Origin of the sequence: Pseudomonas sp. P9_31 (assembly GCF_034008235.1) — a bacterium.
GTDB lineage: Bacteria > Pseudomonadota > Gammaproteobacteria > Pseudomonadales > Pseudomonadaceae > Aquipseudomonas.
Window position 1 is genome coordinate 2958352 of sequence record NZ_CP125375.1, and the last position, 25288, is coordinate 2983639.

19 protein-coding genes are annotated in these 25288 nt (G+C 61.5%); 10 read left to right on the forward strand and 9 right to left on the reverse strand.

Annotated elements, in window-relative coordinates; translation table 11 throughout:
• The first annotated feature begins 16 nt into the window (after positions 1-16).
• Genes QMK51_RS12995 through QMK51_RS13015 form a run of 5 tightly spaced genes read left to right on the forward strand, consistent with a single transcriptional unit; the run spans position 17 to position 7014 of the window.
• Positions 17-1870, forward strand: coding sequence for a CoA transferase (locus tag QMK51_RS12995; RefSeq protein WP_320394312.1), 1854 nt, complete (start codon positions 17-19; stop codon positions 1868-1870).
• Entirely contained in the window at positions 1867-3516 is a 1650-nt protein-coding gene (locus QMK51_RS13000) for a class I adenylate-forming enzyme family protein (protein WP_320394313.1), read from the forward strand. Before QMK51_RS12995 ends, QMK51_RS13000 begins: the two co-directional genes overlap by 4 nt.
• Complete coding sequence (locus QMK51_RS13005) at positions 3510-4730, forward strand: acyl-CoA dehydrogenase (protein WP_320394314.1); 1221 nt, start codon at positions 3510-3512, stop codon at positions 4728-4730. The genes QMK51_RS13000 and QMK51_RS13005 overlap by 7 nt, the downstream gene beginning before the upstream one ends.
• On the forward strand, positions 4727-5935 hold the full coding sequence (locus QMK51_RS13010) for an MFS transporter (protein WP_320394315.1): 1209 nt from the start codon (positions 4727-4729) through the stop codon (positions 5933-5935). Before QMK51_RS13005 ends, QMK51_RS13010 begins: the two co-directional genes overlap by 4 nt.
• Positions 5932-7014 (forward strand): glucuronyl hydrolase, encoded by a 1083-nt coding sequence (locus tag QMK51_RS13015; protein WP_320394316.1) that lies wholly within the window; start codon positions 5932-5934, stop codon positions 7012-7014. Before QMK51_RS13010 ends, QMK51_RS13015 begins: the two co-directional genes overlap by 4 nt.
• 30 nt (positions 7015-7044) lie before the next feature.
• On the opposite strand, the gene QMK51_RS13020 is transcribed toward QMK51_RS13015, so the two are convergent.
• The 6 genes from QMK51_RS13020 to QMK51_RS13045 form a co-directional block, all read right to left on the reverse strand.
• A complete protein-coding gene (locus QMK51_RS13020; RefSeq protein WP_258700354.1) occupies positions 7045-8037 on the reverse strand; it encodes a LacI family DNA-binding transcriptional regulator in 993 nt (330 codons plus the stop codon).
• A 74-nt stretch (positions 8038-8111) separates the two neighbouring features.
• A complete protein-coding gene (locus QMK51_RS13025; protein WP_320394317.1) occupies positions 8112-9614 on the reverse strand; it encodes a glycoside hydrolase family 32 protein in 1503 nt (500 codons plus the stop codon).
• Entirely contained in the window at positions 9611-10750 is a 1140-nt protein-coding gene (locus QMK51_RS13030) for a sn-glycerol-3-phosphate ABC transporter ATP-binding protein UgpC (RefSeq protein WP_320394318.1), read from the reverse strand. The genes QMK51_RS13025 and QMK51_RS13030 overlap by 4 nt, the downstream gene beginning before the upstream one ends.
• Before the next feature lie 27 nt (positions 10751-10777).
• Positions 10778-11620 carry a carbohydrate ABC transporter permease gene (locus QMK51_RS13035; protein WP_320394320.1) on the reverse strand — a complete coding sequence of 281 codons (843 nt, stop codon included), beginning with the start codon at positions 11618-11620 and terminating at the stop codon, positions 10778-10780.
• Complete coding sequence (locus tag QMK51_RS13040; RefSeq protein WP_320394321.1) at positions 11617-12579, reverse strand: sugar ABC transporter permease; 963 nt, start codon at positions 12577-12579, stop codon at positions 11617-11619. The genes QMK51_RS13035 and QMK51_RS13040 overlap by 4 nt, the downstream gene beginning before the upstream one ends.
• 21 nt (positions 12580-12600) lie before the next feature.
• Positions 12601-13875 carry an ABC transporter substrate-binding protein gene (locus tag QMK51_RS13045; RefSeq protein WP_320394322.1) on the reverse strand — a complete coding sequence of 425 codons (1275 nt, stop codon included), beginning with the start codon at positions 13873-13875 and terminating at the stop codon, positions 12601-12603.
• A 168-nt stretch (positions 13876-14043) separates the two neighbouring features.
• On the opposite strand from QMK51_RS13045, the gene QMK51_RS13050 reads away from it, so the two are divergent.
• Positions 14044-15609, forward strand: coding sequence for a carbohydrate porin (locus QMK51_RS13050; protein WP_320394323.1), 1566 nt, complete (start codon positions 14044-14046; stop codon positions 15607-15609).
• A gap of 67 nt (positions 15610-15676) precedes the next feature.
• On the opposite strand, the gene bamA is transcribed toward QMK51_RS13050, so the two are convergent.
• On the reverse strand, positions 15677-18043 hold the full coding sequence (gene bamA, locus QMK51_RS13055; protein WP_320394324.1) for an outer membrane protein assembly factor BamA: 2367 nt from the start codon (positions 18041-18043) through the stop codon (positions 15677-15679).
• Between the two features lie 225 nt (positions 18044-18268).
• On the opposite strand from bamA, the gene QMK51_RS13060 reads away from it, so the two are divergent.
• From QMK51_RS13060 to QMK51_RS13075, 4 genes are all read left to right on the forward strand, one after another.
• The gene (locus QMK51_RS13060) at positions 18269-18952 is read left to right on the forward strand and encodes a response regulator transcription factor (protein ID WP_258700362.1); all 684 of its coding nucleotides are present in this window, start codon (positions 18269-18271) and stop codon (positions 18950-18952) included.
• Positions 18949-20211: an ATP-binding protein gene (locus QMK51_RS13065; RefSeq protein ID WP_320394325.1), complete on the forward strand. Its 1263-nt coding sequence runs from the start codon at positions 18949-18951 to the stop codon at positions 20209-20211. The genes QMK51_RS13060 and QMK51_RS13065 overlap by 4 nt, the downstream gene beginning before the upstream one ends.
• 107 nt (positions 20212-20318) lie before the next feature.
• A complete protein-coding gene (locus QMK51_RS13070; protein WP_320394326.1) occupies positions 20319-20768 on the forward strand; it encodes a hypothetical protein in 450 nt (149 codons plus the stop codon).
• A gap of 130 nt (positions 20769-20898) precedes the next feature.
• A complete protein-coding gene (locus QMK51_RS13075; RefSeq protein WP_413817537.1) occupies positions 20899-22986 on the forward strand; it encodes a TonB-dependent siderophore receptor in 2088 nt (695 codons plus the stop codon).
• Between the two features lie 83 nt (positions 22987-23069).
• On the opposite strand, the gene QMK51_RS13080 is transcribed toward QMK51_RS13075, so the two are convergent.
• Together QMK51_RS13080 and baeS are read right to left on the reverse strand one after the other, a co-directional pair.
• On the reverse strand, positions 23070-23753 hold the full coding sequence (locus tag QMK51_RS13080; protein ID WP_320394328.1) for a response regulator: 684 nt from the start codon (positions 23751-23753) through the stop codon (positions 23070-23072).
• A 3-nt stretch (positions 23754-23756) separates the two neighbouring features.
• On the reverse strand, positions 23757-25175 hold the full coding sequence (baeS, locus tag QMK51_RS13085) for a sensor histidine kinase efflux regulator BaeS (protein ID WP_320394329.1): 1419 nt from the start codon (positions 25173-25175) through the stop codon (positions 23757-23759).
• Positions 25176-25288 lie beyond the last annotated feature (113 nt).

Genomic DNA, 25288 nt, shown 5'->3' on the forward strand with positions numbered 1-25288 from the left:
CTCTGGCGAATGTTTTATGTCCCGTCTTTTACATGGATGTAGCCTCAGCGGCTCCTTTGCCTCTTCACCTGCCGGGTTCGCCCCGCTGACCGCGTCACTGCGCTACCAGGCGACGACGCTGGGCCTGAACCCACAGACCACAACCGACGATCCGGCACACGGAGGGTTGAGCTTCACCCTGCATCACCCCGATCTGCAACCGCTCACCGGGCTGATTCATGGCTGGCCCGACGGCAGTTGCGCAGGTATCACCGAACACACCGCGCAGGCGGCCTGCGGGCTGATGTCGGTGCATGGCCGGGCCAGCGGCAAGGCCCAGGGGTTGGGGGTGGATTATGTCTCGACCCTGAGCGCCAGCCTGGCCCTGCAAGGTGCGTTTGCCGCAGCGCTTGGGCAGTTGCGCGGTGGCGACTTCAGCACTGTGACCACCTCCATGGCGGCAGCCGGGGTGCTGGGCATTGCCCAGTACCTGGCGGGTGCGACTGCGGGTGCCGAAGCCGAACGCCTGTTGCCGGGTGCCACGTGCGCGAAGAATCGTCCGCCGTTTGTCTCGGCCGATGGCGTGCACTTCGAACTGGAAACCCTGGACGCTGAACCGTGGCGGCGCTTTTGGGCGGAGGTGGGCATCGACGGCGAGCAGGCCGGGCAGGGCTGGAAGGCCTTTCTGCTGCGCTATGCCAAGGCTGTTGCGCCGATGCCGGCGGTGTTTCGTCAGGCCTTGGCGCGCTTGTCCATGGCACGGATCAGCGCCCTGTGCGACTTGAGCGGTGTTGCGCTGTGCCCGATGCGCAGCCTCGCCGAGCGTCGGGCTGACCGCGATCTGCCGGGTCAGTTAGAGCAGGGCCCCTGGGCCTTCGACGCTGTCAGCGCGGGCGGCAAAGCAATGCCTGACCTGGATGGGCAAATACTGCCCTTGAGCGGCCTGACGGTGATCGAGTCGTGCCGGCGGATCCAGGGCCCGCTGGCCGGGCACCTGTTGGCGCTGCTGGGGGCCGAGGTGATCCGCATCGAGTTACCCGGTGGCGATCCGTTGCGCGGTATGCCGCCTTGCGTCGATGGGGTGTCGGTGCGCTTTGACGCCCTCAATCGGCACAAACAGGTCCGTGAGCTGGACATCAAATCCGCTGCCGGCCGTGAAGAGTTGTACGAGCGGGTCAGGGAGGCTGATGTGTTCCTGCACAACTGGGCGCCGGGCAAGGCCGCCGAACTGGCCCTGGATCGTGCCGATCTGATGCGGGTCAATCCGGGGCTGGTGTACGCCTATGCCGGCGGCTGGGGCCATGACCGGCCGGGCGAATCGTTGCCGGGCACTGACTTCGTGGTCCAGGCCTGGTCCGGCGTTGGCGAACAGATCGGCCTGGCCTCGGCGACGCCGGGCGGTTCGCTGTTCACCGTGCTGGATGTGCTGGGCGGGGTGGTCGCGGCCCAAGGGGTCAGCGCTGCGTTGCTGCATCGCGCGCTCAGCGGGCAGGCGGTACGGGTCGACAGCTCGCTGCTCGGCGCCGCCAACCTGTTGTGCGCGCAACAACTGCAAGGGACAGGCACCGCCGAAATCAGTCTGCTCAAGGGCGTGTACCCGACCCAGACCGGGCTGCTGGCCATCGACTGCCAGACCCCGGCCCAGCTTCAGCAACTGGAAATTATCCTCGCCTGCGATCTGCACAGCGACCCCGAGGAGCGTGACGGGCTGATTCACAGCGCCTTGGCGTCGCAGTCCGCCGCTACCTGGCAACAGGTGCTGGGCGACGCCGCGATACCGGCCGCCGTGGCCGTAGAAGACCTGTCGCAGCTGGCTGAAGACAGGCGATTGAAGACGTGTTTAAGCGTGAATACCTATACCTCGGTCAACGCTCACTGGAGTTTTCGATGAATAGCGCAGGCATTATTGATCTGGTCCCCGCTGACGTTCGCAGTGTTTGGGAACGCGACGGCACTTATCCCAACCGTTCGGTCTATCAACTGTTCCGCGAGCACGCGCAGCGCGCTCCGCAGAAACCGGCGGTGCTCTCGCCCGAAGGCACACTCAGCTATGGCGAGTTGCATGACGCGGCGCTGCGCATGGCCGCGAGCCTGCGCGCCGCTGGCATCGTCGCCGGCGATGTGGTGGCTTATCAACTGACCAACAGTTGGCGCAGCTGCGCCATTGACCTCGCCGCCGCGGCCCTGGGCGCGGTGGTCGCGCCGTTTCCACCGGGACGCGGCAGCCTGGACATCCAGGCCCTGGTGCGCCGTTGCGATGCGCGGGCGGTGATCGTTCCGGCGCAGTACGCCGGCATCGATCTGTGCCAGGTCATCGAGGCCCTGCGACCGAGCCTGTTGTCGCTGCGGGTGCTGATCGTTGAAGGTTGCGTCCGGGACGGCTGGTTGAGTCTGCACGACATGCTCCAGGCCGAGCCGTTGACGCAAGCGCAATTGCCCGAGGTTTGCCCCAACTCGCCGGTGCGCTTGCTGGTGTCTTCCGGCACCGAATCCGAACCCAAGCTGGTGGCCTATTCGCACAACGCCCTGGTGGGCGGGCGCGGGCGTTTCCTGCAGCGCGTCCACCCCGAAGGCGAGACCTTCCGCGGGCTGTATCTGGTACCGCTGGGCTCGTCCTTCGGTTCCACCGCGACCTTTGGCAGCTTGTCCTGGCTCGGCGGTTCTATTGCCGTGCTGCCGCAGTTCGACGTGGGGGCGGCGATCGAGGCCATCGAGCAGCTGCGTCCGACCCACATACTCGGGGTGCCGACGATGCTCCAGCGCATCGCCGCCGACGCCCGCCTGGAACAGGTCGACAAGTCCAGCCTGTTGGGGCTGATCTGCGGCGGTTCGCTGATTGATGAAGTGACCGTGCGCCGCTGTATCGAGGCTTTCGGTTGCGGCTTTATCAGCCTCTATGGTTCGGCGGACGGGGTGAACTGTCACAACACCCTGGACGATGCCCAGGACGTCGTGTTTTACAGCGTCGGCCGGCCCAACCCGGCGGTGTGCGCGATCAAGATTTGCGATGAGCAGGGCATTGAATTGCCCCAGGGCAGCGTCGGCGAAATCAAGGCCCGGGGCCCGCTGAGCCCGATGCAATACGTCAACGCTCCGGAACTCGACGCGCAGTACCGCGATGCCGAAGGTTGGGTCAACACCGGCGACCTGGGCTACATCGACGCCGACGGCTACCTGATCCTGGCCGGGCGCAAGAAGGACATCATCATCCGTGGCGGTGCCAATATCAGCCCGGTGCAGATCGAAACCCTGGCCACCGCCCACCCGGATGTGGTCAGCGTCGCTTGCGTGGCCGTGCCGGACCCGGACCTCGGCCAGCGCGTGTGCATCTGCGTGACCCTGCGCGACGGCGCGCCGCGCTTCTCCCTGAGCGAACTGACCGACTACCTGCGCGAGCAGGGCCTGGAGGTCAACAAACTGCCAGAGTACCTGCGCTTCTACCGGCAGCTTCCGCTAACCCCGGCAGGCAAGATCGACAAGAAATCCCTGGCCGCCGAAGTGGCGTTTCTCGAGTGCGGGGCGGGCATCGCATGTTGAGTGCACAGCCATTGGCCGCCGCCCGGGACAACGCCGAGTTGGCCCGGGCAGTGCGGCGTTTTGTCGACGAGCGCATTATTCCGCTGGAGACCGAACTGGCGGCGGAGCCCCGACAGGCCGCCGGGCTTCTTGCCAAGCTCAGCGCCGAGGCACGGGCCGCCGGGCTCTGGGGCAGTTTTTACCCTCAGGCCCTCGGCGGGCGTATCGCCAGCCTGCGCGACTACCTGGCGGTGGCCGAACAGGAGGGGCGTTCCGAGTACGCGCCGGCGATTTTCGGCGACGATGCCACTCTGGATCTGCACATGCTCACCCGGCATGCCAGCGAGGACATTCGCCAGCGCTTTCTCGCGCCGTTGGCCGCGGGGACGCTGGTTTCCAGTTATGGCATGTCCGAGCCTGACAGCATCGGTTCGATTCCGGCAACCCTGAACAGTCACGCCGAGTTCGTCGATGGTCATTGGGTATTGAGCGGGCGCAAATGGTTCATCTGCCGCGCCGAGCGCGCGGCCCTGGTCACGGTGATTGCCCGCACCGGCGCCGGCCCTCTGGAAAACGGGCTGTCGATGTTGCTGGTGCCCAGTGATGCGCCGGGCTTTCGGGTGGAGCGGCCGTTGTCGATCCTCGGCCGGTTCTCCGGTCAGGGCGAGTTGTCCTTCGATCAGGTGCAGGTCCCGCCGAGTCATGTGTTGGGGCAACCGGGGCAGGGTCTGGCGCTGATGCAGGAACGCCTGGGGCTAGGGCGGATATTGCGCTCGGTGCACTGGCTGGGCCTGGCCCAACGCTGTTTCGATCTGATGTGCGCACGCATCCACTCGGCCCGTGGCCAGCAGGCGCGGCTGGCGGATAAACAGCTGGTGCGCCAGCGGGTATTCAAGGTCTATCAGGCCATTGCCAGCGCCCGCGCGTTGCTGCAGGACGCTGCCGGTAAACACGATGCCGGGGTGGCCAACAGCATCGAGGTCAACATCGCCAAGGTCGCGGCGTCCCAGGCGTTGAGCGAGGCGGTGGATTCGGCGATTCAGATCATGGGCGCCGAGGGCCTGAGCGAGTGGTCGCCACTGTCGGGGATTTACCGCACCGCACGCACCACCCATATCCTCGACGGCACTGACGACGCGCTGATCAGCGCGGTGGGTCGGCAACTGCTGGACAGTTGCGACGATGCGGGGCTGGATTTCGACTGGCCGTCGCGGGGACCGGGAGCGGGCCGATGACTGAGCAAAACGCCCCGCATGGCTGGTGGTTGCGGGGGGTACTGACCGCGGCGATGGCCTTGCCGATGCTGATCTTCTACGCCGTCGGCACCCTCGGCCCGTCAATCGTCGCCGACCTTGGCGTGCCAACCCATTGGCTGGGCTGGCTGATCACCAGCGCCTTCGGCTTTGCCGCGCTGTTGTCGTTGTGGGCCGGGCCGTTGGTCAACTGGCTGGGCACTCGACGGGCCATGGCGGTGTTGTTCTGGAGCACGGTGGGCGCCTATGGATTGCTGGCCAGCCTGCCGGGCTTCGTCGGTGTGGTGCTGGCCCTAGCCGCGTGCGGGATTGCCCAGGCACTGGCCAATCCGGTGACGAATCTGCTGATCGCCGAGCGCGTCGAACCCCGGCACAAGGCGGCGGTGGTCGGCTTGAAACAATCCGGGGTGCAGGTCTCGGCGTTGTTTGCCGGTTTGCTGCTACCGACACTGGGGGTGAGTTTTGGCTGGCGTGGGGCGTTGGCGAGTTTGCTGATACCGGCCTTGTTGCTGGCGATTCTGGGGCCGCGAGTGGCCCCTCGGGAGCACCAGGGTAAACCGCTGAGCCTAGCCGTTGCCCGACCCAACGGGCGGCTGGCGCTGTTGATGAGTGTGCAACTGTGTGTGGGCATCGTGCTCTCGTCGTTCGTGACCTATCTCGGGGTGTTCGCCGCGTGGCAGGGGATGCCGGCGACCTTGATCGGCGGCCTGATCGCCGGCTTCGGCGTCATGGGCATTGTTGCGCGGGTTTTCCTTACGCCTTTGGGCGCGCGCATGACCGATGAGTCCTGGTTGTTGCTGGTGTTGTTGTTGCTGTCGAGCCTGGCCTTGTCGCTGACCTCCCTGGCCGCGCCGGGCAGTCACTGGGCCTTGTGGGCGGGTGCTCTGGGCATGGGGTTGACGGCGGTGGCGACCAATGCCATCGCCATGAGCATGGTCTTGCGCGACCCAGGCTTCGGTAGCCCGGCGCCGGCCGCGGGTTTGCTGTCGGTGGGTTTCTTTGGTGGTTTTGCGCTGGGCCCGCCGTTGTTCGGGCTGGTGCAGAACGGGCCATGGGGTTTTGCCAGCGCCTGGCTGGCGCTGGTCGGCGTGTTGCTGCTCGGCTGTCTGCTGTGCCTGTTGTTGACGCGGGTTCGGCAGCGCCAGAGAAGCAGCGCTGTGGAACCGTCCGTGAGGGTGGTCAAATGAACGCTTTCGAGGTTCCGGATCAGCCCCTTGAGACCGCTGAAGTTCGGCGCGCCATCCAGGCCATCTTCACGCGACTGGAGCAGATCGACGCCGCTTGTGGCCAAGGCTTTCCCCTGTATCGCACGGGGGACAGCGAGGCATGGAAGGTGTCTGCCAGCGGCTCCTGGCTGGGCGGGTTCTGGGCTGGTCTGTGGTGGTTGCGAGCCCATTGCACCGGGCGCCGGGCGGATCTGCAACAGGCGCTGTGCATCGCCGAGCGGCTACGGGACAAGCTCGACAGCGATACCCATCATCGCAGCCTGATTTTCTGGTACGGCGCCGGGTTGGGCGCACGCCTGTTGGCCAACCCCCAAGCCGAGGAATTGGCGGAGCAGGCGGTGCAACGCCTGGCCCGGGCCTTCGATCCGGTGCTGGGTTGCATCCCCCTCGGCCGCGAGATGGGCGGCGGTGAGCACGGTGACAGCCGTTTGAGCATCGACCCGCTGGCCGCGACCTTGCAGCTATTTACCCTGAATGCCGAGCCACGGTTGTTGGGGCTGGGTCGCCAACAGTTGCAGACCTCCTTCCGTGCCTGTGCCGGCGCGGACGGTACCTGGAGCAGCCATGCGCGTTTTGACCAGGGGCAATGGCAGGTCGGCGACGCCCCGGGCAATTGGTCCCGGGGGCAGGCCTGGGCCATGCTCGGCCTGGGTACGGGCGCCCGCTTGTACGGTGCGCCGTTCAGCAGCGATGCCGAAAGGGCAAGCCAGTACTGGCTGCACAGCCGGGGCTTGTCCGTCCCGGCCAATCGCCTGGATCAGCCCCAGGGACCGAGCGACCCTTGTGCCGCGGCGATGGCGGCATTGGCCCTGCAAGGGCAGGCGGTGGGGGCCGTCGAGTCGGCGTTGCCAAGGCAACAGGCCGGCCAGTTACTGGCAGCGATCATGCGCGGCGCCGACTTCGAGGATGGGCGATTTATCGGCCATTGCTATCGCACCACGGCAACGGTGGAGCAGAAGGTCGAATCGGTGTGCGGCAGTTTCTTTCTGTTGGCGGCGCTGCTGGCCTGGACCGGGGAGATCGACCCGCGCTGGATCTGAGAAAAGGGCGTGCGCGTGGTCATCAATCCTTCATAGCGAGGCCCTGACCACCAATGGGCAATCAACGGGCTGGGCTCCCGATACCTCCAGGGCCTCGATGAGATGCCGGGCAGCCTGGCGACCGATCTCGTAGTACGGCAGTTGCACCGTGGTCAATGGCGGGATGAACAGTTTGGCGATACCGATCATGTTGTCGTAGCCAAGCACCGCGACATCATCGGGAATTTTCAGGCCTCGGCCCAACAGCAGCTGATAGGCACAAAAAGCAATGCGGTCGTTGCCACAGATCAGCATGTCGAATTGGGGACGACCTTCGATGATGTGCCGGTCGAGGATGGCTGCGGTTTCACCATAGGCGTCATGATCGGAAAGGTCATATTGCAGGAGTGCGTCAGGCGTCAGCCCGAATGCCTGGCAGGCACGTTGCAGGCCTTGTTGCCGCAGCCCCCAGGCCAGACTCTGTTTTGGCAGATTGATACACAGAGGGCGCCGATAGCCTTGGCTCAACGCGTGATGGACGGCTCGATACTGCCCCATCTCGTCGTCTGGCACATAACTGACCAGGTGACTGTCATCGGCCAGGCAATTGGCGAGTACCAGGGGTTTGCTCTTCAAACGCTCGGGAATGCACACTTGGCGCAACCCCATGGCGCTGAAGATCAACCCGTCGGGACGGTGCGACAACATCAAGTCGATGTTCTGGTCGGTGGGCGGATTGCTCAACAGGTTGAGGATAAATACATTCCAGCCGGCTTGCTGCGCGGTCTGTTCGATGGACAGCAGCAACTCGACCGCGAACGGTGTGGTCGCGGTGTCTAGCGCGAACACCCCGATGGTTCGCGACTGGAGGTTGTCGCCTCGCATCCTGCGCGCCGACAGGCTCGGTACGAATTGCAGTTCGTCAATGGCGCGACGCACCCGCTGAAGGGTTTCGGCGCTCAGTTTTTCCGGATTGTTGAGCGCTCGAGAAACCGTCATCAGGGACACGCCGGCCAGCTGTGCAACATCTTTCACTGAAGTCATGCGAGGTGAGGCCGGTCAGGTTGACGAAGAATCATGACACAGGGTCCGGGCTTTTCGCGACTCGAATGCGCAACTCACAGCCATCCCGAGGCGAGCGACCATGCCCGGCGAATGGAGACGCGCCCGCCACTCCCGCAGGCAAGAAGCTTCACCCCCAGACTGTCGGGACGGGGATAGAGGCGACTGCTGAGGCTGAAGCATCCGTTTTCGTCGAACACCTCGATGGATGAGCGATCAAGAAACACACGCAGTTCCAGTCGCTCCAGTGTCGGGGCTATCGACACGCTGCGCTGACCTGCGACTTGCGCACCCGAGCGGCTGCGATCAAGTACCAGGCGCTGCAGCGACGCATCGTAGTAGAGCAGGGTTTCTTCATGGCCATCGTCGCTGCAGCGCAAGGCGATTCCCAGATGCCCGTCGACGTAGTCGAGCAAATCCAGACTCACATGGATTTCGAGCATATCGCCCTTCACTTGCGGCACCCGCCAGGCTCCCGCCTCATCCCACCAGGGTGTGCTCGGCATTGACGCCTTGCGCAGAGCGGTGAGTTCACGTGCCGGGTACACGCAAAGGCGGTCTGCGTGCAGTTCAAGTTCACGCGGCAATCCGAGCATGCCGCACCAGTGATGGGCCTGGCTCGGCATCGGGCTTTCCCACATGTCGAGCCACGCCCAGACAAGGCGCCGACCATCGGCGGCCAGCAGTGTTTGCGCGGCATAGAAATCGTGGCCGTTATCCAGCTCGATAAAAGGCCCGCCCGTGAAATGCCATTCACTGTCGAGTCGGCCCACTCTGTAACCTGTCTGGTACTTGTTGAGCCGTTCGTAACCCTTGGGTTGCATGCCCTGGGGGGAGTACAGCAGCACATCGCGTCCGTTCAGTCGGAACAGATCCGGGCACTCCCACATATAGCCATCGCCCTCACTGCCGCTGGACACATAGTCGAGAAACTCCCAGGTATGCAGATCCGTGGAGCGGTACAGCGGGAGCAGCGGCACATCGCCCAGACGTGCCCCTGCAATCAGATACCAGTGGTCATCTTCCTTCCATACCTTGGGGTCACGAAAGTGCATGATCGTGTCTTGCGGCGCGGTCTCGATGACGGCGCCATGCTTGACGAACCGGATGCCGTCGGTACTGGTCGCCAGGCACTGGACTTGACGGATCGAGCGCTCGTCGCCCACATCCCCCAGCCAGGTGTGCCCGGTGTAGATCAGTGCCAGGGTATCCCCACACACCACCGCGCTACCGGAAAAACAGCCGTCACGGTCGAAGTCATCGCCAGGCGCCAGCGCAATCGGCAGATGCTGCCAATGGACCAGATCGGCACTCTTGGCATGCCCCCAATACATCGGGCCCCACTTCGCTTCGAAGGGGTGGTGTTGATAGAAAACGTGATATTCGCCGCGAAAGTACACCACCCCGTTAGGGTCATTCATCCAGCCTGCCGGGGGGGCAAGGTGATAACCGGGTCGGTAATCGTGGACGACGCGAGACAGGCCATCACTCAGCGCACGCTGCGCCAGGTCAAGGGAAGAAGACATTGGATCGCTCATGGTATTCAAAGGCAAGGTCATAGGGCGTGTACTCGTACCGAGCGCAGAGAGACGCCATCGGGCACGGTTTCGGTGTGTGGGTGACGCCTCAAGGCCGTGCCGTCGGCGTCGAACAGGTGCAGGTTGTCGATGTCCAGCTGCAGCTCGACCCGATCGCCCGCCTGCCATCCGGCGTTGACCTCACAACGACAGATCAGTGGCTCGTCCTGACCTGTCTCGAGGTGCACATAGGTTTCGCTGCCCAGATATTCGACTCCGGTCACGACAATGCCGGCGCCCTGCGCCGGCTTGAGCGACACGTGCTCCGGGCGAATCCCCAGGCTCAGCGAGGTGCCCGCCGCCAGGTTCGAACTGTCGAAGGGCAGAGACGTCATACCCAATACGAGGCTATCGACCAGACTGGGTTCGCCTGGCGCCTGCAGGCGCGCCTGCAGGAAGTTCATTCTCGGCGAACCCAGAAAACCGGCGACAAAGCGGCTGGCCGGGCGCTCATAGAGTTCGCGCGGTGAGCCGACCTGCTCGACGCGACCGCCATTGAGCACGACAATTTTGTCGGCCAGGGTCATCGCTTCCACTTGATCGTGGGTGACGTAGATCATGGTCGAGCCCAGTCGATCATGCAGCCGCGCGATTTCGTTGCGCATCTGCACCCGCAAGGACGCGTCCAGGTTGGAGAGCGGCTCATCGAACAACAAAATGTCCGGCTCTCGCGCCATGGCTCTGCCCATGGCCACACGCTGACGTTGCCCACCGGACAATTCCTTTGGCTTGCGTTGCAGCAGTTTGTCCAATTGCAGGATTTGCGCGGTTTTCAGCACTCGCTCGCGCAGGCTGGTCTTTTCGGTCTTGGCCAGTTTGAGGCCAAAGCTGATGTTGTCGTAGACGCTCATGTGCGGGTAAAGCGCATAAGACTGAAACACCATGCCGACGCCACGCTCGCGCGGTTCCAGGTCGTTGACCCGGCGCCCGTCGATCAGCAGGTCGCCGCCGCAGATCGAATCCAGTCCGGCGATCAGTCGCAGCAGGGTTGATTTTCCGCAGCCCGAAGGGCCAACGAACACTACGAATTCACCCGCCGCAATCTCCAGGTTGACGTCACGCAGAATCCGCGCGCCGCCCAATTGTTTGTTCACTTTATCCAGTTTCAACTTGATCACGATGCTGTTCCTTGTAGTTGTCGGGCATCAACCCTTTAACGCGCCGGCAGTGAGACCGGAAACGATTCGGCGCTGGAAGATCAGCACCAGAATCACCAGCGGGACGGTGACCAGCACCGAGGCGGCCATCAACAGCCCCCAAGGCAGCTCATGGGGGCTCCCGCCGGAAATCAAGGCAATGGCTACCGGCACCGTGCGTTGGGTGTCGGTGAGGGTGAAGGTCAGGGCAAACAGAAACTCGTTCCACGCCGCGATGAAGGCCAATAAACCCGTAGTGACCAGTGCGGGCCAGAGCAGCGGCAACAGCACGCGGGTCAGCGTGACCCATGGGGACGCGCCATCCATGATTGCCGCTTCTTCCAGTTCATGGGGCAGTTGCCCCATGAACGTGGTCAGCACCCAGACGGTGAAGGGCAGGGTGAAAATCGTGTAGCTCAGGATCAGCGCCCAGGACGTGTTGTACAGGCCCAGGGCTCGGATCACTTCGAACAACCCCGACAGCACCGCGACCTGAGGAAACATCGATACGCCAAGGACCATCATCAATACCGCGCCGCGCCCACGGAATTTCACCCGGCCCAAGGCATAGGCAGCGGTTAGGCTGAGGAACAGCGCCAGTGTCACCACGCACAGCGCAACCACCAGCGAATTACCGATAGCCCGCAGGAATGACGATTGATGGAGTACCGCCGCGTAATTGGAGAAGTCGGGGTTATCGATCCAATAGCTCACCTCGAACAAGGCGCTGGATGGCTTCAACGAAGTCACGATGGCGTAGTAGAAAGGGAAGACCGCATACAGCAGCAACACCCCGATCAGGCACCAAAACCCGAGCCGCAACAGTGCTTTTTTCAGTAGGCGCGGGCTCATGACCGGACCTCCAGTTGACGGCGTCCGAGGTAGAGATAAAGCATGGCGATCACCGCAACCACCAGAAACAGCAGGGTCGAAGCCGCGCTGCCGTAACCAACGTCCTGGAACTCCACCAGGTGCTGGCGGGCATAGACCGACATACTCATGGTGCTCGACGAGTTCGAGGTCAGCACATAGATGACGTCGAATACCCGCAGCGAGTCGAGAATGCGGAAGATCGCCGCCACCAGCAGTGCGGGCATCAGCAGAGGAAGCGTGACACGCCAGAACACCTTCAGCGGGTGAATGCCATCGACCCTGGCGGCTTCGTAGCAATCGCTCGGCAACATCTGCAAGGCCGCCAGCATCAGCAGCGTGACAAACGGAACCGTCTTCCAGACGTCGACGATAATCACTGCCCACATTGACAGGTCCGCATCTGCGGTCCAGGCCAGGGGGGCGTCAATCAGGCCGAGGCTCAGCATCATGTGATTGATGATGCCGAACTGGTCGTTAAGCATCCACGACCAGATCTTCGCCGAGACAATGGTCGGAATCGCCCAGGGAATCAGAATCAACGCACGCACCAGGGAACGGCCGGTGAACTTGACGTTCAACAGCAACGCCACCAGCAGTCCCAGTACGACTTCCAGTCCCACCGACACCACGGTGAAATGCAACGTGTTACGCACAGCGTTCCACCATTGTGGATCGACCAGGACGCCCGACCAGCTGGAACCGTTGTGGAACAGATAATTGCTAAAGCCGACGAAGGCCCCGTCACTGGTATCCGCCAGGTTGGCGTCGGTCAGGCTGAACCAGAATGTCCGCAGCAGCGGCCAGGCGGCCACCAGGGCCAGGCACAGCAACATCGGTGTCAGAAACAGCCAGGCAGCGCGTACGCGGCGACGCTGTACAGGCGTTTCCCGGGCGAGCAGGGGCTCGTCGAAAGGGGTAGCGGTAGCAGAGACAGACATGGTGATTTCCTTCCTTGTGGCTTACCAGTTCCGGCGTTTGATGCGCGTGAGCTCGCTTTCCAGCTCGGCCAGTGCCTGATCGACGGGCAATTCGCCCGCCAGCACGCCATGCACTCGATCGAAGAACGCATTGGAGACCCGTGGATAGCGATCGGCAGTGATTGAGGCGGGGCGCATGACCCCATCGCTGAGAATGCTGTGGAGCTGAGCGTAATAAGGCATTGCCGCGAGCAGTTCGGGATCTTGATAGAGCGACTCGATAACCGGGTTATAGGCGCCTATCAAGGAACGACGTTTTTGCTCCTGGGCACTGGTCAAGTAGCTCACCAGTTCGGCGGCAAGTTTTGGATGGGCGCTGTAACGCGATACCGCCAGGCCCCAACCACCGAGGGTGGAGGCATGGGTGCCGGTTGTGCCGCCCCGGGGCAGGGGAGCAACCCCGACCTTGTCTTTTACGGCACTGTTTTGGCTTTGGATCAGGGCCCAGGCATAAGGCCAGTTACGCATGAACAGCGCATTTCCCGACTGGAATACGCCACGTCCTTCTTCCTCGGTGTAATTGAGTACGCCGCGCGGGGAGATGTCTCCCACCCAGCTTTTGGCCAGGGTCAAAGCCGCTCTTGAGGCCGGACTGTTGACCACGATGTCGCCTCGTGAATTGACCAACCCGCCTTCCGGTTGGCTGCTGATCCATTCCAGGGCATTGCACGTCAGGCCCTCGTAGGCGCGCCCCTGAAATACGTAACCCCACGCATTGGGGTTACCGGCATTGCGTTCGGCCTGTTGAATATTCCTGGCGGTAGCGGTCATTTCCTCCCAGGTTTGGGGAACCTGTTGGTTGTACTTCTCGAGCAAGTCCTTGCGGTAATACAGCAGACCCGAGTCGGTGAACCACGGCATCGTCACCAGCCGTCCGTTCACCGTGGCGTTATCCATCTGTGTCTGGAAGTAGCCTTGGGTCGCGTTGGCGGGAAGCACCTCGTGCAGATCCACCAAGTGTTTGGCCAACATCCCCGGCCACACCATATCGATTTGAATGATGTCGATGTCGCTGGACTGCGCACTGAGGATCTGTTGGTAGAACGACAACCTCTCGGTCGCCGAGTTAGGTGTGGAAACCACCTCAACGTTATTGCCGGTCTGTTTCGACCACGCCTCGACAGCCTCCTTGCAGAGTTGTAATTCCGCACCCACCGCACCGCAGGAGATCGTCAGATCGGCTGCGCTCGAGAGAGATGGAAGCCCGGCACAGAGGGTAAGCAGTGCTGCTGGAAGGAGAGATTTCAGCTGTTTCATAAAGCCCTCTTTATTTTTGTTTTAAGAGAAGTTAACGTTAACATCGTCAAATGTAGCAGCGAAATTGCCATGAGGCATCCCTTTTTTTCGTTGATTTGCACAATTCACAACTCACGGAAAAAAGCTCGCTCGCAGGACAAAACAATAAAAACAAAACAGGAAATCCCCATGCAGAAAGCATCAAGCTGGCTACTCGCAGGTGTACTCGGCACCTCGGCGGTGAACTCTCAGGCCGCGACTCTGGAAGAGCGCATGGCTGCATTTGAAGCCCGTGCCAGTGCCGCGGAAAAGCGTGCGGCCGCCGCCGAACAGCAAACCCAGGCGCTCGCCAGGGAATTGCAGCAGATCAAACTCACCACTCCCGCCTTGCAGCCCGCCGCGTCCACTGCGGCAGCCAATGTGGCGCCCACTTTGGATACCCGGCTGGCAAAACTTGAAGCCCGTCAGCAAAGCATGGAGAAAGAGGGCAGTACAGGACACCTCACCGACGGGTTCAGCTTCAAGGGTTACGCTCGCTCCGGATTGCTGATCAACGATGGGCTGGGTGGTGGGCGTGGTGGCCCTTACACAACCCCGGCCGGTTCAGTCGGTGGCGCTGTCGGGCGACTCGGTAACGAAGACGACACCTACATGCGCATCGACTTGTCGAAAGAAGCCTATGCGCAGAACGGCACCCATTCCAAATTTACGGTTTCCATCGCCGACGGCGTGGAAAGTTCCAATGACTGGACGGCCGACGAAAGCAATTTGAACGTGCGTCAGGTATTTACCGAACTCGATCATCTGGCCGCTTTCAAGGGCAACTCAGCGTTCGAAAACTCCACCCTGTGGGCAGGCAAGCGATTCGATAGAGATAACTTCGATATCCACTGGCTGGACTCGGACGTCGTCTTTCTGGCCGGCACCGGGGGTGGAATCTACGATGTGCAGATGAACAAGAATTGGCGCTCGAACTACTCCCTGATCGGTCGTAACTACGGCGACTTCAGTGAGGGCGGTGTCAATGCCGATGTGGAAAGCTACATCCTGACCTCCAACCAGTTCTTCGATAATGGTCAGTGGCAGTGGATGTTCAATGGCATTGGCTCGAAGAAAAACGACATTGGCACCCGCCGCAATGAAGCGGGTCTGAGGCCTGCGGATTCCGGCTTGCACAGCATGGTGGCCAATCACCAGAAAGACTTTTTCGGCCGGGAAGGCTTCTTCAAAACGGCGCTGCTCTATGGGCAAGGTCTGGGGGCAGAGGTCAAGAACATTGGCTCGGATGGCGAGCTGATCGACGACGCCCGCGCGGTGCGTCTGGCACTTTACGGCGAGACACCCCTTGCGCCTGGCTGGCGCATCGGCCCCAGCTTGCTGGCCGAACAAAGCAAGGACAGATACGTCAAGGGTGACGATTACCGCTGGATGACCCTGAACGTGCGGTTGGCCAATGAAATCAACAGCAATTTCGAGATGGCCTACGAAATGAGCTGGCAAACCATGAACCTCGACCCAAAAGGCTACCTGCAACGTAATGCGGTCGACGGTAACTTCTGGAAGTTCACCATCGCCCCGACATTCAAACCCGACGTTGGAGACCTGCTCACACGTCCCGAATTGCGAGTGTTCGCGAGCCTCATGAACTGGTCTTCGGACCTGGACCGATACAGCACCTCTGATAACTTCGGCAAGTCGGACTTCAACGCCGGTGGTGTATGGCAGTACGGCATACAGATGGAAACCTGGTTTTGATCTCCGCGTTATCGGCGACAGGCTGCGTGCCGTAACCCAGGCCGCCTGATGGCTGCTCCGCCGAGGCTCAAAAGGTCTGCCCCATGGAGAATTGGAACACTTGGGTGTCGGCGTCTTCGGGCTTTTTGACCGGAAACGCCAGGTTGAAACTCAAGGGCCCCATGGGGCTGTACCACGTGACGCCGACCCCGACGGAACTGGCTAACTGGCCGAGGTCGACACCGTCGCAACCCTGGGTGGTACTCAGGTAGCACTTGTTGGAGTAGACGCTGCCGACATCCCAGAACACCGAGGTGCGCAGGGATTTGTTGTCTTTGATGAAAGGCATCGGGAACAGGTACTCCACCCCGCCGGTGATAAGGATGTTGCCGCCCAATGCATCGGTGTCCCGATCGGAGTAATACGCCTGGCCGGCACTGGCATACGTGCCGGTGGCCGGGGTGTTGCGCGGGCCGAGGGTGCCGCTTTCAAAGCCACGCACCGAACCCTCGCCACCGGCGGTGTAGTTTTCATAGAAGGGCAGGCCATCGGTTGAGCCGTAGCTGTTGCCATAGCCGAGCTTGGTGTGGAAACGCAGCGAAGTGGCGTCGCTGACTGGCAGGAACGTCTGCCCGGTGTAATCGATCTTGTAGAAACTCAGGTCACTGCCAGGCACCGTCACCATCAGGTTGAGGTTCTGCGAATGCCCGCGAGTGGCCAGCACGCCCTTGTTCAGGGTCGATTCCGACCAGCCGAGGTTGGCCTTGAAGTTGTTGAACTCCTTGCCCTCGCGGTCGATGAAATCGTAGATCTCGTCGGCGCTGTAGGTGCCTGGCTCGATGCTGTCATGTTGTACGGTCAGGCCGAAACTCAGCCGTGAGGTTTCATTGATCGGGTAGCCGAGTGTGGTGCCGGCGCCATAACTGTTGATGGAATAGTACGAAACCCCGTCATCGTAGTAGTCGCTGTAGTCGGTGGCGTTGTAGAACAGGTTGTAGCCCAGGCTCACCCCGTCCGGCGTGAAGTAGGGGTTGGTAAAACCGAAGTTGTACTTGCTTTGGTATTCCGAGCGGGTCAGGCCCAGGCTGGCGTAGTTGCCGGTGCCCAGAAAGTTGTTCTGAGTGATCGAACCCCCGAGGATCAGGCCGGCGCTCTGGGAGAAACCGACGCTGGCGGTAATCGAACCGGAGGCCTGTTCTTCGACGCTGTAGTTCACGTCAACCTGGTCGTCGACACCCGCCACGGCCGGCGTCTCGACGTTGACTTCCTTGAAGAAGCCCAGACGTTCCAGGCGCGTCTTGGATTGATCGATCAGGTAGGTCGACGCCCAGCCGCCTTCCATCTGACGCATTTCACGGCGCAGCACTTTATCGTCGGTCTTGGTGTTGCCACGGAAGTTGATGCGGTTGATGTAGGCACGCTTGCCCGGGTCGACCACGAAGGTGATATCGACCGTGTGGTCGTCATTGTTCGGGGTCGGCACCGCGTTGACATTGGTAAACGTGTAACCCTCGTTACCCAGGCGACGGGTGATCAAGTCCGAACTGGTGGTCATCAGTTTGCGCGAGAACACCTGGCCTTTCTGAACCAGCAGCAGGGATCTGACCTGGTCTTCAGGCACTTTCAGGTCGCCGCCGAGCTTGACGTCACGAACGGTGTACTTTGCGCCTTCGTTGACGTTGACGGTGATGTAGACGTGTTTCTTGTCCGGGGTGATCGACACCTGGGTCGAGGTGATATCCATATTGATATAGCCGCGATCCAGGTAATAGGAGCGCAGGCGCTCCAGGTCGCCGGAGAGTTTCTCGCGAGCGTACTTGTCATCGTTCTTGAAGAACGACAGCCAGTTGCTGGTCTTGAGGGTGAATTGATCGATGACGTCTTCATCAGGAAAGACAGTATTACCCACCACATTGATGTGCTGAATCGCCGCGACAGAGCCTTCGTCGATCTTGATTTTCAGGCCCACACGGTTGCGCGGTTGCGGGATTACCTCGGCATCGACCGACGCCGAGTAGCGGCCCTGAGCGACATATTGGCGCAGCAGTTCGTTACGCACCCCTTCGAGGGTGGCGCGCTGGAAGATCTCGCCTTCGGCCAGGCCGGATTGTTTGAGGCCCTTCATCAGGTCTTCGGTGGAGATCGCCTTGTTGCCTTCGATCTCGATACTGGCGACCGACGGACGCTCGACCACCGTGATAATCAGGACATCGCCGTCGTGCCCCAGTTGGATATCCTGAAAGAAACCGGTCTTGAACAATGCACGGGTGGATTCCACCAAGCGGCGATCGTCCGCTTCATCGCCGACGTTCAACGGCAAGGCACCGAACACGCTGCCGGCGGAAACCCGCTGCAAGCCGTTAATGCGAATATCGGAAATTTTGAAGCCTTGGGCGTGCGCAAGAGTGGCATTGAGCAGCAGTGCAGCCGAGCAGAGCAGGCGCGAAAAATTCATCAAGATCTTATCCAGAACACATCGACAAGCAGCGTAGGCGGGCGCGGATATCTCACAGCAAGACGAGTTACCGCGAAGCGAGCAGGCTGGTGGAGGTGAAGCATAAAAGCTCGGTGCGTTTGGTGCGGTTAACCAAGTGTCAAGTTAGGTAAAGGTTGACCGGGGGCGATGACGCTGTGCGGTGCAAGGGCGATAATGCGCGGGCCCCCACTCAAGAGCCCGCCAATGATCTGCGTATTGCTAGTCGACGATGACCAGGAACTGACTGGAATGCTCAGCCAATACCTGGAGCGTGAAGGCTTCGAGGCGACGGCCGTGCACACGGGCGAGGAGGGCGAGATTCAAGCGCTGTCCGGGCGCTACAGCATTGTGGTGCTCGACGTGATGCTGCCGCGGCTGTCGGGTATCGAAGTGCTCAGGCGCATTCGTGCCGTCAGCCAGGTACCGGTGGTGTTGCTCACGGCCCGTGGCGACAACATCGACAGGATCACCGGCCTGGAATTGGGCGCCGATGACTATGTGCCCAAGCCCAGCTCGCCAGGGGAACTGGTGGCGCGTTTGCGGGCAATCATGCGCCGGGTGCAGCCGGCGGATCAGCCCACCACCGAAGTGATCAGGACCGGCCCGCTGGTCTTGTGGCCCGGCAAGCGCCAGGCCCTGTGGCAGGGGCGTGAGCTGGGAGTGACCAGTACCGAGTTCAGCTTGCTTGAAGAACTGGCCCGCTGTGCCGGGCAGGTGGTGAGCAAGCAGGATCTGTCGCTCAATGCCTTGGGCTGTCCCTTGACCCGCTACGACCGGCGCATCGACGTGCACATCAGCAGCATTCGCCAGAAGCTGGGCCCACGCCCCGACGCCAAGGCCTGGATTCAGAGCGTGCGTGGCCTCGGTTACCTGTTGATCGCCGAATGATGAAACCCAGCCGGTTGTTCTGGAAACTGTTCCTGGCGTTTTGGCTTGCCACCAGCCTGACGTTTCTGGTCGGGTTGGGCATTCTGGTGCTGGGCAATCACGGGCCTGGCGATCCTCACCTGGAGGCCATCCTGACCAGCGAGGAACAGTTGCTGCGACAGTTTGGCGTCGAGTCGGGAAGGCAATTTCTGGCAGTGTGGCGGCACCCCGGTGACGAAACCATTGGTGTCTATGACAGTGCCGGTCAACGGGTGGCTGGGTCGCCGGTTCCGCAGCCGGCCTTTGAACGATCAGTCATCAGCAAGGAGGGTCTGACCCTGTCGCTCAGATCCTCACAGTCCCTTGGCAAAGAAGGTGACCGAGGGCCGGGGCGTTCGATTCCGCTGATCATTGGCACGGTGATGAGTGCGCTGTTCAGCGGGTATATGGCGTATTACCTGGCGTGGCCGTTGGCCTATCTCAGGCGGGCGATGAGTGACGTGGCCCAAGGGCGCTTCGAAACCCGGGTCAAGCCGATGATGGGCGGGCGCCGCGATGAAATCGTCGATCTGGCCGAGGACTGCGACCGGATGGCCAACCAGTTGAAACTGCTGGTGGAGGCCCAGCAAGACTTGTTGCACGACATCTCTCACGAACTGCGCTCACCGCTGACGCGCATGCAAGCGGCCATCGGGCTGTTGCAGCAGGATCCGGCCCGACAGGAAATGGTCGAGCGCATCCAGCGCGAGTCGGTGCGCATGGATACGCTGATCGAGGCGTTATTGACCCTGGCACGCATGCAGGGCCGGCCCGAGAGTATCGAGCGCGAGCCACTTGATATCATCGAGTGGCTGGCGATGATCGTCGAGGACGCTCAGTTCGAGGCGGGAATGAAAGGTTGCCGGGTCAGCCTGCAGGCGTGCCCGGCCTTTGTCAGCCGGGTCAGCGGCGAGTTGCTGTATCGGTGTTTCGAAAACGTCATTCGCAACGCGGTACGCCTTACCAGGCCGATGACAGCGGTTGTTGTGTCGGCTGAGGTCAATCTCGAAGCAGACTGCCTGACAGTACGGATCACCGATCAGGGGCCGGGTGTTGAAAGCGAGCGGCTGCAGAGCATCTTCCACCCCTTCGAGCGCGGCCTGAACGAGGCCAGTGCCGGTTTCGGCCTGGGCCTGGCGATTGCCTCAAGGGCCGTGGAAATGCACGGCGGCACGATCGTGGCGCGCAACGAGCCGTCCGCTGGGCTGACCGTGGAAATCAGCTTGCCCCGTCAGGCGTGATCTTTACACGATATTACATTGGCTTGACGGCTCTGTACGCCTCGCCTCAGTAGACTTCCCGCTCAAACTTACTCAGCGTTTGCTGATGTTTTAGCGTGGAGGTGGTCATGTTTCTGGTTCATAAAAAGGGCTTCGTTTCCGGCAAGAAAATGGTCGACGGGCTGGTGCCCTACGACTTCTTTTGCGAAGACAATCCGGCCATCAACCTGTTTGTGTTTACGGGCTCCACCGCGAAAGGCAAAACGGTCGAGGAGCAGACACTCTGGGGCTTTACCCGTCTGGAGCGTTTTGAGGCGCTGACGGGCACCCTTGTGTCGAACAAAAAGAATGAAGGCTGGTTTCAAACGGTCAATGTGCTCACCGGGCCTGCCCAGAACGGCACCCTGAGCGTGAAGTTTCAGCGGGTGCTGAAAATCATCAAGCATGCCGATGTATCGGGCCGTATCGCCAGCAAGGCGCAATACGAGATCCACACGGATGAAGGCGACACCTACTTCACCCGCCAGCCGGCAGCGGCAGACAGCGCGCAAACCATCATCTATGCGGCGGATCAATAACCCGTTAGCTAATAGTTGGGAGGGTATTTACTGGAAATACGTCGCATCATACAATGAGAATCATTACTACTAACTCATCGAGTGCGACGTCTTGAGCCAACCCCACCCCTTTGCCCGCCGCAAAGTCTTCATGAAACACGCGTTGCCAACACTCTCCTGCGTCATGTTTGTCAGTCCTTTGTGGGCACAGGAAGCCATTGAACTGCCGAGCACTGATATTCAGGCAAGCCGCGTCAGCCAAGACACGAGCTACACCACCTCCCAAGCCAGCACGGCGAGCAAAAGCAATGTGCCGATCAAGGAAGAGGCGCAATCGATCAATGTGGTCACTCAACAGACCCTGGTCGACTATCAGGTGCGCTCGCTGGGCGACGCCATGAAGTTCGTCAGCGGCGTCAGCCAGGGCAATACCCTGGGCAATTCTCGGGACTCGCTGGTCAAGCGCGGTTTCGGCACCAACGATGACGGCTCGATCCTGCGCGATGGCGTGCGTTCCAATATGGGGCACAACTTCAGTGCTACCACGGATCGTATCGAAGTGCTCAAAGGGCCTGCTTCGATGCTGTACGGCGCGCTGGAGCCCGGCGGATTGATCAACGTGATCAGCAAGAAGCCTGAATACACCCAGAGCACAACCCTGAGCGGCTCGGCCTATAGCGAAGGCGGCGGCACCCTGGCGGTGGACACCACCGGGCCGCTGGGGGATACGGGCCTGGCCTATCGCCTGATTGCCGAACGCGGCCATGAAGATTACTGGCGCAACTACGGTGTGAATGAGAGCACCCTGGTCGCGCCATCGCTGACCTGGACGGGCGAGCGCGCCAGCCTGACCCTGAGCTACGAATACAACGATTATTCCAGCCCCTTCGACCGCGGCACCGTGTTCACCAACGGTCATCCGGCGGACATCGACTACGACAAGCGCCTCGACGAAAAATGGGCCAAAAGCGTTGGTATCCGTGAAGTGGCCACCGCGCGTTTCGAGTATCAGCTGAGTGACGACTGGAAAACCCGCGTCACCTACGGCTGGAACAACGACCGCTACAGCCTCTCGATTGCCCAGCCGAGTTCGTTGACCGGCAACAATCTGCGACGCGCTGCCAACGGCGCTCACTACGACGATGAAACCCGCTACGCCAGCTGGGATTTCATCGGCCAGCAGGAACTGTTCGGCCAGCGTCATGACCTGCTGGTTGGCGCGGACACCGAAGCGTCCGACCAATTCCGCGGCAAAACCTACCGCAATACCGCGCAATCGGGCTTCAACATCACATCGCCGGTTTATGGTCGTCTGGCCGAGCCGAGCCTCGTCAGTGCCACCCAGAGCGACTTGAGCAACCAGCTGACTTCCAGCTCCGTGTACTTCAAGGATAACTGGCACCTCGATGACCGTTGGATCCTGGTCCTCGGTGGTCGCCAGCAGCATTACGATCAGTACAGCGATCAGGGCCGCGGCCGCAGCTACACCGTCAACCGCGACGATAACGGCGATGCCTTCGTGCCGTTTATGGGCCTGGTCTACAAAGCCACCGATACCTTGTCGCTGTACGGCAACTACAGCCGTTCGTTCAAGCCCAATACCCAAGTCGACGATGCTGGCAACACCTTTGATCCGGAGGAGGGCCGCAGCTACGAGGTCGGCGCGAAATACGACCCGCTGCCGGGGCTGAACATCAACCTTGCGCTGTTCGACATCGAAAAGAAAAACGTCGTGACCACTCAGACGGTCAGCGGCGTCAGCCTCTCGGAAGCCGCAGGCAAGGTCGGTTCACAGGGCCTGGAACTGGACATCACCGGGCGTGTGGCCGAGCGCTGGGACCTGATCGGCACCTACGCTTACACCCACACGGAAATCCTCGACGATCCGGATGACGAAGGTCACCGCCTCGCCGATGCGCCGAAGCACACCGCAAGCCTGTACCTCACGCATCACCTGAACGTCCCTACAGAGTTCGGAGCCTGGCATACCGGCGCCGGTGCGCGCTACGTCGGCGAGCGGGCCGCGAACAACGCCAACGATTTCTGGCTAAGCAGCTACACCGTGGCCGATGCGTTCGTGCGTTGGGAGTCGCCGATGTTCGGGTACAAGACCTCGCTGCAGTTCAACGTCGACAACCTGTTCGACAAACAGTACTACCCGTCCTCCACCGGCAGCCAACTGGCGGTCAATGTCGGCGAGCCGCGCACGGCACGCCTCAGCGCCAGTGTGACATTCTGATCGCACTGCCTTGACGTGCTGTCCCGTTCTGCCGGTGTAACTGGTGGAACGGGGCGGTGGTCCTTCTCAATCTCGACGACGTTTCAGGTGTCGGCGAGCTGAAACCGATAACCCACCCCATACAACGATTCGATCGGATGCTCCCCCGGGCAGGCCTGTTCGAGCTTGCGCCGCAGATTACGGATGTGGCTGTCGACCGTGCGATCGGTGACCACCCGGTGATCGGAGTAGATCCGGTCGAGCAACTGATCCCTGGAAAACACCCGTCCCGGAGAGCGGGCGAGGGTGTTGAGCAGGCGCAGTTCCAGCGGTGTCAGGTCCAGCGCGATGCCGTCGAGGGAAGCCAGGTATTGCTCTTCGTCAATCTGTAGACGCGGTGGTGCAGTCGTTAAAAGCTGCGGGCTGCGCCGCAGGATGGCTTTGACCCGGGCCACCACTTCGCGGGGGCTGAAGGGTTTGCAGATGTAGTCGTCGGCGCCCAGGTCCAGCCCGAGCAGGCGGTCCACTTCCTCGACGCGGGCGGTGATCATGATGATAGGCACGGCACTGAAGCTGCGCAGTTCCTTGCACACTTGCAGACCATCGCGGCCAGGCAGCATCAGATCGAGCAGGATCAGTCGCGGCTCGCGGGCACGTACCGTCGGCACCACCTCCAGCCCGTTGTCCAGGCACTGGGTCGCATAGCCGGCGGCGATCAAATAGTCGCGCATCAACGCGGCCAGTTTGGGCTCGTCTTCGACGATCAGGATCGGGCTGTCGTTGACCATGATTCAGGCGTTCCGTGGCAGGCGCAGGGTCAGCCAAAGGCCACCCAAAGGCGAGTGATCGGCGCTGAGGCTGCCGCCGTGGGCCAGGGCGATGCTGTGACAGATGGCCAGCCCCAGACCGGCACCACCACTGGCGCGGTTGCGTGAGGTTTCGCCGCGGTAGAAACGCTCGAACAGTCGTGGCAACTGATCTGCTTCCACCCCGGGGCCGGAATCAAGGAAATCGATGCGTACGACGTCGCCATCGCTGGCCGCGCGAATGCGCAGCACACCGCCCTCATCGGTATAACGCACGGCGTTTTCCAGCAAATTGCCGAACAGTTGTTGCAAGCGCTTGGGGTCGGCCTCCAGCCTTGGGGGTGGTGCCGGCAGCTCTAGCTCCAGTCGCAGATGCCGGGCATTGCAGCGTTCCTGGAACATTGCCACGCAACTGCCCAGCAGCTCGTTGAGATCGCATTCGCTCTTGCGGTAGGTCAGCGCGCCCACATCGGCCAGGGACAGTTCGTACAGGTCATCCACCAGTTTGCTGAGCATGCCGACTTCGCCTTGCAGCGATTTCATCGAGGATTGATCGAGGGTGCGCACACCGTCCTCGATGGCCTCCAGTTCACCACGCAACACCGACAGTGGGGTCCGCAGCTCATGGGAAACATCGGCCATGAACTCCCGGCGCATTTTTTCGTTGCGCTCCAGCGTATACGCCAGCTGATTGAAGTCACGGGCCAGCTGACCGACCTCGTCATTGGAGGACACTGCCACCCGGTTGCTGTATTCGCCTGCGGCCAGTCGGTGCGTGGCCGCGGCCACTCGCTTGACCGGGTCAAGCAAGGTGCGGGCGATCCACCAGGCGATCAGCATCGCCAGCAGCAACGAGAACACGCCCACGGCCAGACTGGTGCGCAACAGGTACAGGCGAAAGCGTTCGCCGCCCGCTTCGGTCACGTTCTGGAACGGCGTCACCGCCAGCCAGCCGACGGTTTTTCCGGCGACCTCGATCGGGCGCATCAGGGCGTCGTCGGCAATCGCCGCGTAGCCTATGACGAGTTGCTTTTGCGGGTCCAGCAGGGCGATGCGAAATACCGCGCCGGTCAGGTCGGACGTGGGCAGGTTCGGCCGCTGCGGGTCGGTGAAATCTACGCCTGGCTCCGGACGCATGAGCTCGAACCAGCGATCCGGCTGGTTGCGCAGGAATTCCCAGCTGCCTTCGCGCTCGTAGGCGTTGGCCAGGCGCGGCAGCACCGGCGTCATGCGCACCAGGGCCTGTTCGTTGAGGTAGTCGAGAAAACCTTTGCCAAAGCTCCAGCCGTTGGCCACCCCCATGCTCAAAATGACAAACAGCACGCTGGCCAGTACGGCAATAAACAGCTTGGTGGAAATGCTCAGTTTCATGGGCTCGGGCAGGTCGGTGAATGGCCCGCCCATTTAGGCCCTGACGCGACGAAGATTCAAGCTCGCGGGGCAATCTTCAATTTTCCTGCACATTTGCCTCGCAGTATGGCGCCTGACTTGCTCCATCCCGTCTTGCAGAGGCATTT

What these genes read in the sequence shown, in the direction of transcription:
- QMK51_RS13075 (WP_413817537.1), top strand. Translation starts at nt 20,899, where the DNA reads ATGAAACACGCGTTGCCAACACTCTCCTGCGTCATGTTTGTCAGTCCT.
- QMK51_RS13015 (WP_320394316.1), top strand. Translation starts at nt 5,932, where the DNA reads ATGAACGCTTTCGAGGTTCCGGATCAGCCCCTTGAGACCGCTGAAGTT.
- QMK51_RS13040 (WP_320394321.1), bottom strand. Translation starts at nt 12,579, where the DNA reads ATGTCTGTCTCTGCTACCGCTACCCCTTTCGACGAGCCCCTGCTCGCC.
- QMK51_RS13060 (WP_258700362.1), top strand. Translation starts at nt 18,269, where the DNA reads ATGATCTGCGTATTGCTAGTCGACGATGACCAGGAACTGACTGGAATG.
- QMK51_RS13070 (WP_320394326.1), top strand. Translation starts at nt 20,319, where the DNA reads ATGTTTCTGGTTCATAAAAAGGGCTTCGTTTCCGGCAAGAAAATGGTC.
- QMK51_RS13000 (WP_320394313.1), top strand. Translation starts at nt 1,867, where the DNA reads ATGAATAGCGCAGGCATTATTGATCTGGTCCCCGCTGACGTTCGCAGT.
- QMK51_RS13050 (WP_320394323.1), top strand. Translation starts at nt 14,044, where the DNA reads ATGCAGAAAGCATCAAGCTGGCTACTCGCAGGTGTACTCGGCACCTCG.
- QMK51_RS13020 (WP_258700354.1), bottom strand. Translation starts at nt 8,037, where the DNA reads ATGACTTCAGTGAAAGATGTTGCACAGCTGGCCGGCGTGTCCCTGATG.
- baeS (WP_320394329.1), bottom strand. Translation starts at nt 25,175, where the DNA reads ATGGGCGGGCCATTCACCGACCTGCCCGAGCCCATGAAACTGAGCATT.
- QMK51_RS13005 (WP_320394314.1), top strand. Translation starts at nt 3,510, where the DNA reads ATGTTGAGTGCACAGCCATTGGCCGCCGCCCGGGACAACGCCGAGTTG.
- QMK51_RS13065 (WP_320394325.1), top strand. Translation starts at nt 18,949, where the DNA reads ATGATGAAACCCAGCCGGTTGTTCTGGAAACTGTTCCTGGCGTTTTGG.
- bamA (WP_320394324.1), bottom strand. Translation starts at nt 18,043, where the DNA reads ATGAATTTTTCGCGCCTGCTCTGCTCGGCTGCACTGCTGCTCAATGCC.
- QMK51_RS12995 (WP_320394312.1), top strand. Translation starts at nt 17, where the DNA reads ATGTCCCGTCTTTTACATGGATGTAGCCTCAGCGGCTCCTTTGCCTCT.
- QMK51_RS13025 (WP_320394317.1), bottom strand. Translation starts at nt 9,614, where the DNA reads ATGACCTTGCCTTTGAATACCATGAGCGATCCAATGTCTTCTTCCCTT.
- QMK51_RS13080 (WP_320394328.1), bottom strand. Translation starts at nt 23,753, where the DNA reads ATGGTCAACGACAGCCCGATCCTGATCGTCGAAGACGAGCCCAAACTG.
- QMK51_RS13045 (WP_320394322.1), bottom strand. Translation starts at nt 13,875, where the DNA reads ATGAAACAGCTGAAATCTCTCCTTCCAGCAGCACTGCTTACCCTCTGT.
- QMK51_RS13010 (WP_320394315.1), top strand. Translation starts at nt 4,727, where the DNA reads ATGACTGAGCAAAACGCCCCGCATGGCTGGTGGTTGCGGGGGGTACTG.
- QMK51_RS13035 (WP_320394320.1), bottom strand. Translation starts at nt 11,620, where the DNA reads ATGAGCCCGCGCCTACTGAAAAAAGCACTGTTGCGGCTCGGGTTTTGG.